This window comes from Mycobacterium sp. (assembly GCF_050701515.1).
GTDB lineage: Bacteria > Actinomycetota > Actinomycetes > Mycobacteriales > Mycobacteriaceae > Mycobacterium.
In genome coordinates this window covers 1-5,490 of record NZ_JBOGDB010000300.1, presented here as the reverse complement: position 1 = coordinate 5,490, position 5,490 = coordinate 1, and the positions used below count along the sequence as shown (strand labels likewise).

The following is a 5,490-nucleotide window of genomic DNA, read 5'->3' as shown; positions in this document are numbered from 1 at the left end:
TCTGATCCGCTGAAGACACCCGCGCACACACCGCGGTGCGACCACGCACGCCAGCCCTGCCAGTCGGCTCATCGACCAGAATCAGCCGACCCACTCTCTGCGCCGGTACCGGCAACAGCCCGGCTCGAAACCAGCGATACGCAGTCACCCGCGCAACACCATTGCGCTCAGCCCACGCCGCGAGATTCATACCCCTGTTCCTACAGCACACCACTGACAACTAACGACCACTCAGAACGCAACAGCTGACAACCCCGTGCACCGGCGGCACGCCGTCGCGCTCCCCCGCCATCGTGGCGAGCAGGTCCTCGACGTCGTCGAGTCCCACGCACCGGCGCGGCAGGCTCTCGAACGGGTAGCGGCCGGACGCCAGCAGATCGAGCGCCGCCCGGTAGGCGGTGGCGTCCACGCCGAGGGCGCCGAGAATGCGCAACTCCTTCATCACGACCATGTCCGGCACGAATCCTGGTGCGCCGGTGCCGAATCCGCGGGTTCCCGCGACGACGACGGTGCCGGCGCTGCGGGCGAGATCGATCGCCTGCGCGAACGCGGCCGGCGCCTTCGCGGTGACGTCGACGACGACGTCGGCAAGGCCTCCGGTCGCTTTCCCCAGCGCGGCGACCGGGTCGTCGGTGGCGACGTCGACGGCCAGGTCGGCCCCGAACGCGGGCGCCAGCGCCAGCCGTTCGGCGTCTCGGGGGCCGAGCCCGGTCACCATCACAAACTCGGCGCCCGCCTCTTTCGCCGCGGCCGTCGCGCACAATCCGCGGATCCCGGGCCCCAGCACCACCACCACGTCGCCCGGCTTGGTGCCGGGCACCGTTGCGCCCCAACGGATCCCCGCACCGAGCGGGTTGAAAAGCGTCGCGACCACCGGATCGAGTGCGGCGGGCACCGGCAGCACCATCGAGTCCGGGGCCAGGTACTGGTACTCGGCATAGCCGCCCCACACCCCGGGCTCCCGGTCGACGGGGATGAACCCGTACATGTCCGCGAGACCGTGCCGCTCGCACCGGCGGTATTCGCCGGCCAGGCAGGCCGGGCAGGACCGGCAGGACTGGAACACCTCGACCGCCACCCGATCTCCGGCGCCGATCCCCCACTGCTGCGCCGCGCGCGTACCGATCGCCTCAACGATGCCGACCGTCTCGTGGCCCGGAACGAAGGCGAACCCGCCCGCCAGCGCCCCGGTGTACTGCTCGTGATCGGTGCCGCACAGCCCGCAGGCCTCCACTTTCACCACCGCGTCGTCGTCGCCGACCACCGGGATGGGAAACTCGCGGATGACAAGGCGACGTGGCGCTTCTAGCACCAACGCGCGCGCGGATTCCGGCATAGCCGCACCCTAAACGGGAGTATGGTTCTCCCGCCGTCGAACAGGGGAGGAATGATGAGCAAGCAGTCGGCGACCACCAAACGCCATCGCGTCGTCATAATCGGGTCGGGTTTCGGCGGCCTGGCGGCGGCCAAGGCGCTGAAACGAGCCGACGTCGATGTCACGTTGATTTCGCGGACGACCAGTCACCTGTTCCAGCCGCTGCTCTATCAGGTGGCGACGGGAATCCTGTCGGTAGGTGAGATCGCGCCGACCACCCGACTGGTGCTGCGCAAGCAGAAGAACATCCAGGTGCTGCTCGGCGAGGTGGAATCGATTGATCTGCAGGCGAACACCGTCACATCCAAGCTGATGTCCATGCGCACGGTCACGCCGTTCGACAGCCTCATCGTGGCCGCGGGTGCGCAGCAGTCCTATTTCGGCAACGACCACTTCGCCACCTTTGCGCCGGGCATGAAGACCATCGACGACGCCCTGGAGCTGCGTGGACGGATCCTCGGGGCGTTCGAGGCGGCGGAAGTGACCACCGATCACGATGAGCGCGAACGCCGGCTGACCTTCGTCGTGGTCGGCGGCGGTCCCACCGGTGTCGAGCTGGCCGGCCAGATCGCCGAGCTCTCCGACCGCACGCTCGCCGGGGCGTTCCGCACGATCGAGCCGAACGAATGCCGGGTGATCCTGGTCGAGGGAGCCCCCGCGGTGTTGCCACCGATGGGCGAGAAACTCGGTCTCAAGGCGCAGCGACGGCTGGAGAAGCTGGGCGTCGAGGTCCAGCTCAACGCCATGGTGACCAACGTCGACTACATGGGCGTCACGGTGAAGCACAAGGACGGCGCCGAGCGCCGCATCGAATGCGCCTGCAAGGTGTGGTCGGCGGGCGTTCAGGCCAGCCCGCTCGGCAAGATGGTCGCCGCGCAGTCCGACGGGACCGAGACGGATCGCGCCGGACGGGTGATCGTGGAACCGGACCTCACGGTCAAGGGCCACCCGCACGTCTTCGTCGTCGGCGACCTGATGTCGGTACCCGGCGTGCCCGGCATGGCGCAGGGCGCCATCCAGGGCGCCAAATACGCAACCAAGCTGGTCAAGCAATCGCTGCGGGGCCGCGACGATCCGGCAGCCCGCGCGCCGTTCAAGTATCACGACAAGGGCAGCATGGCGACGGTGTCCCGGTTCAGTGCCGTCGCCCAGGTCGGCAAGCTCGAGTTCGGCGGCTTCATGGCGTGGCTGGCGTGGCTGGTGCTGCACCTGGTCTACCTGGTGGGCTTCAAGAACCGCTTCACCACGCTGATCGCCTGGTTCATCACGTTCATCAACGGCACCCGCGGCCAGATGGCCATTACCAGCCAGATGATCTACGCCAGGTTGGCGATGGAGATGCTGCAGAACCAAGAAAACGAAACCCTTGCGGCCGTCGAACAGCGCGAGGAACTGGAAAAGGCGAAAGGGGCGTCATGAGCGATCACACCTACCGGGTCATCGAGATCGTCGGGAGCTCGCCTGAGAGCATCGACACTGCGATCCGAAACGCGATATCACGCGCGGCCGAGACCACGCGTGGACTCGATTGGTTCGAGGTCTGCTCCGTGCGCGGTCACCTGACCGACGGCGCCGTCGGGCACTTCCAGGTGACGCTGAAGGTCGGCTTCCGCCTGGAAGAGGCGTAGCGCTAGCCCGCCACCGGCCTCGGCTCGGAGGCGAACGGCGAGCCGAACTCCGCCACCGGCCGAGCGCCGCGCTTGCGCGCGGCGGCGGCGCCACGGCGGATCAAAGCGGCCGTCGCGACGAAGCCCGCCTGGTCGGCCACCACGAACGGGGTCAGCAGCCGGTTGTGCACGAAGCCGAACGACAGCCCGCTGGCGGGGTCGGCCCAGCCCAGCGATCCGCCCAGACCCGCGTGGCCGAACCCCGGCATCAGGCGGGGGATCGGGATGGCGTGGTAGCCGAGATGGAAGGCCATCGGGAAGAAGATGTTGCGGTCGGGCCACAGGCTGGGCTTTCCGATCAGGCCGGCCGCCAGCTCGGTGGACAGGAACTGAGTACCGTCGATTCGGCCGGCGCAGGCCAGCGCCGCGTACATCTTCGCCAGGCCGCGCGCCGTGGTTACTCCGTTGGCCGCAGGCAGCTCGCCGTCCAGGAACGGGGTATCGCCCTGGACCACCGAGACCGCCTCGGGGAAGTACAGCGCACCGAGACCGCCCGACCGCTGCAGTGCCGCCAGCTTCGGCACCATGGCACCGAGCACCGACTTCGGTAGCGCGCCCTGCGGGATGATGATCTGCGCGGCCTTGGTCGGTGCCTCGGCGGGTGGCCGGCCCAGGTGCAGTCCGTCGGTATTGAGCGGCTCGGCCAACTCCTCGCGGATCAGCTCGCGCATGCCCTTGCCGGTGACGGCCCGGGCCAGGCCCGACATCAGCCAGCCGTAGGTCAGCGCGTGATAGGCCGCCTTGCCGAACAGCACGCGGTTCACCGGTGCGGCCGCCAGCCGCTCCTCCATCACGAGGTGGTTCATCAGATCGGCCATGCTGGCGCCGTTCAGCTGGGACAGCCCGGCCCGGTGCCGCATGACGTCGCGGACGGTGATCTTCGACTTGCCGTTGGCGCCGAACTCCGGCCAGTACTCGGCGACCGGGGCGTCGTAGTCGATCAGGGCCCGATCGACGAGGCGGTGGATGACCGTCGACGCCATGCCCTTGGTGGCGGAGAAGACCATGGCGCCGGTGTCCGCGGTCCAGTGCTTCGTGCCGGCCCGGTCCGACCACCCCGTCCAGACATCGACCACGGGCTGGCCGTCGAGATACACCGCCAGCGCGCCGCCGCCGTACCGGGGCCCAGGAAACAGCTGGGAGAAGGCCCGCACCGCGCACGCGAAGTTCGGGTCGGCGGCCCCTTGGATACGGTGCGGGAGCGCCGCGCTGCGCTCCCGGTCGTCAAACCTCGTCACAATAAGTCTAATTTACCTGGAACCCCGGCAAATAATCGTAGCGTTACCGATCCGTTAATTCACGGCGTGTCGGCGGCATCCAGGACGCGCTGGGCCGCAAGCGCGGGGGTCAACTCACCGTCGCGGACCTGCCGCTCCAGCTCGGCGCGGATCTTGCGGACCTCGGGATGGGACAGCACCCGGTCCAACACCGTGTCGCGGACCATCGACCAGGTCCAATCCACCTGCTGGGCCCTGCGGCGGGCGTCGAACTCCCCCGCGTCGGTGAGCACCTGGCGATGGGACACCACGGTGTCCCACAGTTCGGTCAGGCCGCTTCCGTGCAGTGCACTCATCGTCAGAACCGGTGGGCGCCAGAGTGTTTCACGCGGATAGATGAGACGGATCGCGCCCGACAATTCACGAGCGGCCTTCTTCGCCTCGGCTTCGTGCTCGCCGTCGGCCTTGTTCACCACCACGATGTCGGCAAGCTCCAGCACGCCCTTCTTGATGCCCTGCAATTGGTCGCCGGTGCGGGCCAGGGTGAGGAACACGAACGTGTCGACCATGTTGGCAACCGCCACCTCGGATTGTCCGACCCCCACCGTCTCGACCAGGATGACGTCGAACCCGGCCGCCTCCAGCAACACGATGGTTTCCCGGGTGGCCCTGGCGACGCCGCCGAGGGTGCCCGACGTCGGCGACGGCCGGACGTAGGCGTCGGGGTGTACGGCCAGCCGGGCCATCCGGGTCTTGTCGCCGAGGATCGAGCCGCCGGTGCGCGTCGAGGACGGGTCGACGGCCAGCACCGCCACCCGGTGGCCCGCGTCGATCAGGGACATGCCGAGCGCCTCGATCGCCGTGGACTTGCCCACCCCGGGCACGCCGGTGATCCCGACGTGCATTGCTTGATGTCGGCGGCCTTCCGGCTCCGGTGCGCCGCCGGCCTCCGGCATCAACGCCATCAACAGCTGCTGGGCCTGCTCACGGTGATCCGGCCGGGTCGACTCCACCAGCGTGATGGCCCGCGGCAGCGCCGCGCGGTCGCCGCTGCGGACCGCCGCAGCCAGTTCTTCGACGGAATCCGCCATTTAGCCGAGGTCGTAGCCAGAGCGCTCGGCCAGCTTGTGCAGCAGGCCGATCGCGGCGTCGGCGATCACCGTGCCGGGCGGGAAGATCGCGGTGGCCCCGGCCGCGTACAGCTCGTCGAAATCGCCGGGCGGGATCACGC

6 protein-coding genes and 1 pseudogene are annotated in these 5,490 nt (G+C 68.7%); 2 read left to right on the top strand and 5 right to left on the bottom strand.

Annotated elements, in window-relative coordinates:
• Positions 1–190: pseudogene (locus tag ACRDU5_RS22080) on the bottom strand (IS607 family transposase); the annotation flags it as partial.
• Positions 191–220: 30 nt separating this feature from the next.
• Positions 221–1,336 carry a zinc-dependent alcohol dehydrogenase gene (locus tag ACRDU5_RS22075; protein WP_526617125.1) on the bottom strand — a complete coding sequence of 372 codons (1,116 nt, stop codon included), beginning with the start codon at positions 1,334–1,336 and terminating at the stop codon, positions 221–223.
• A gap of 54 nt (positions 1,337–1,390) precedes the next feature.
• Here ACRDU5_RS22075 and ndhA point away from each other — a divergent pair, with 54 nt between their 5' ends.
• Both ndhA and ACRDU5_RS22065 read left to right on the top strand, forming a co-directional pair.
• Positions 1,391–2,794 carry a type II NADH:quinone oxidoreductase NdhA gene (gene ndhA, locus ACRDU5_RS22070; protein ID WP_526617124.1) on the top strand — a complete coding sequence of 468 codons (1,404 nt, stop codon included), beginning with the start codon at positions 1,391–1,393 and terminating at the stop codon, positions 2,792–2,794.
• Positions 2,791–3,003, top strand: a complete 213-nt coding sequence (locus ACRDU5_RS22065; protein ID WP_526617123.1) for a dodecin — start codon at positions 2,791–2,793, stop codon at positions 3,001–3,003. The genes ndhA and ACRDU5_RS22065 overlap by 4 nt, the downstream gene beginning before the upstream one ends.
• A gap of 2 nt (positions 3,004–3,005) precedes the next feature.
• Here the strand turns inward: ACRDU5_RS22065 and lipL are convergent, their stop codons facing one another.
• The 3 genes from lipL to ACRDU5_RS22050 form a co-directional block, all read right to left on the bottom strand.
• The gene (gene lipL, locus ACRDU5_RS22060; RefSeq protein WP_526617122.1) at positions 3,006–4,280 is read right to left on the bottom strand and encodes an esterase/beta-lactamase LipL; all 1,275 of its coding nucleotides are present in this window, start codon (positions 4,278–4,280) and stop codon (positions 3,006–3,008) included.
• A gap of 59 nt (positions 4,281–4,339) precedes the next feature.
• Positions 4,340–5,350 carry a methylmalonyl Co-A mutase-associated GTPase MeaB gene (gene meaB / locus ACRDU5_RS22055; protein WP_526617121.1) on the bottom strand — a complete coding sequence of 337 codons (1,011 nt, stop codon included), beginning with the start codon at positions 5,348–5,350 and terminating at the stop codon, positions 4,340–4,342.
• Positions 5,351–5,490, bottom strand: a 140-nt coding sequence (locus ACRDU5_RS22050; protein ID WP_526617126.1) for a hypothetical protein, incomplete at its 5' end; no start/stop codon positions are given.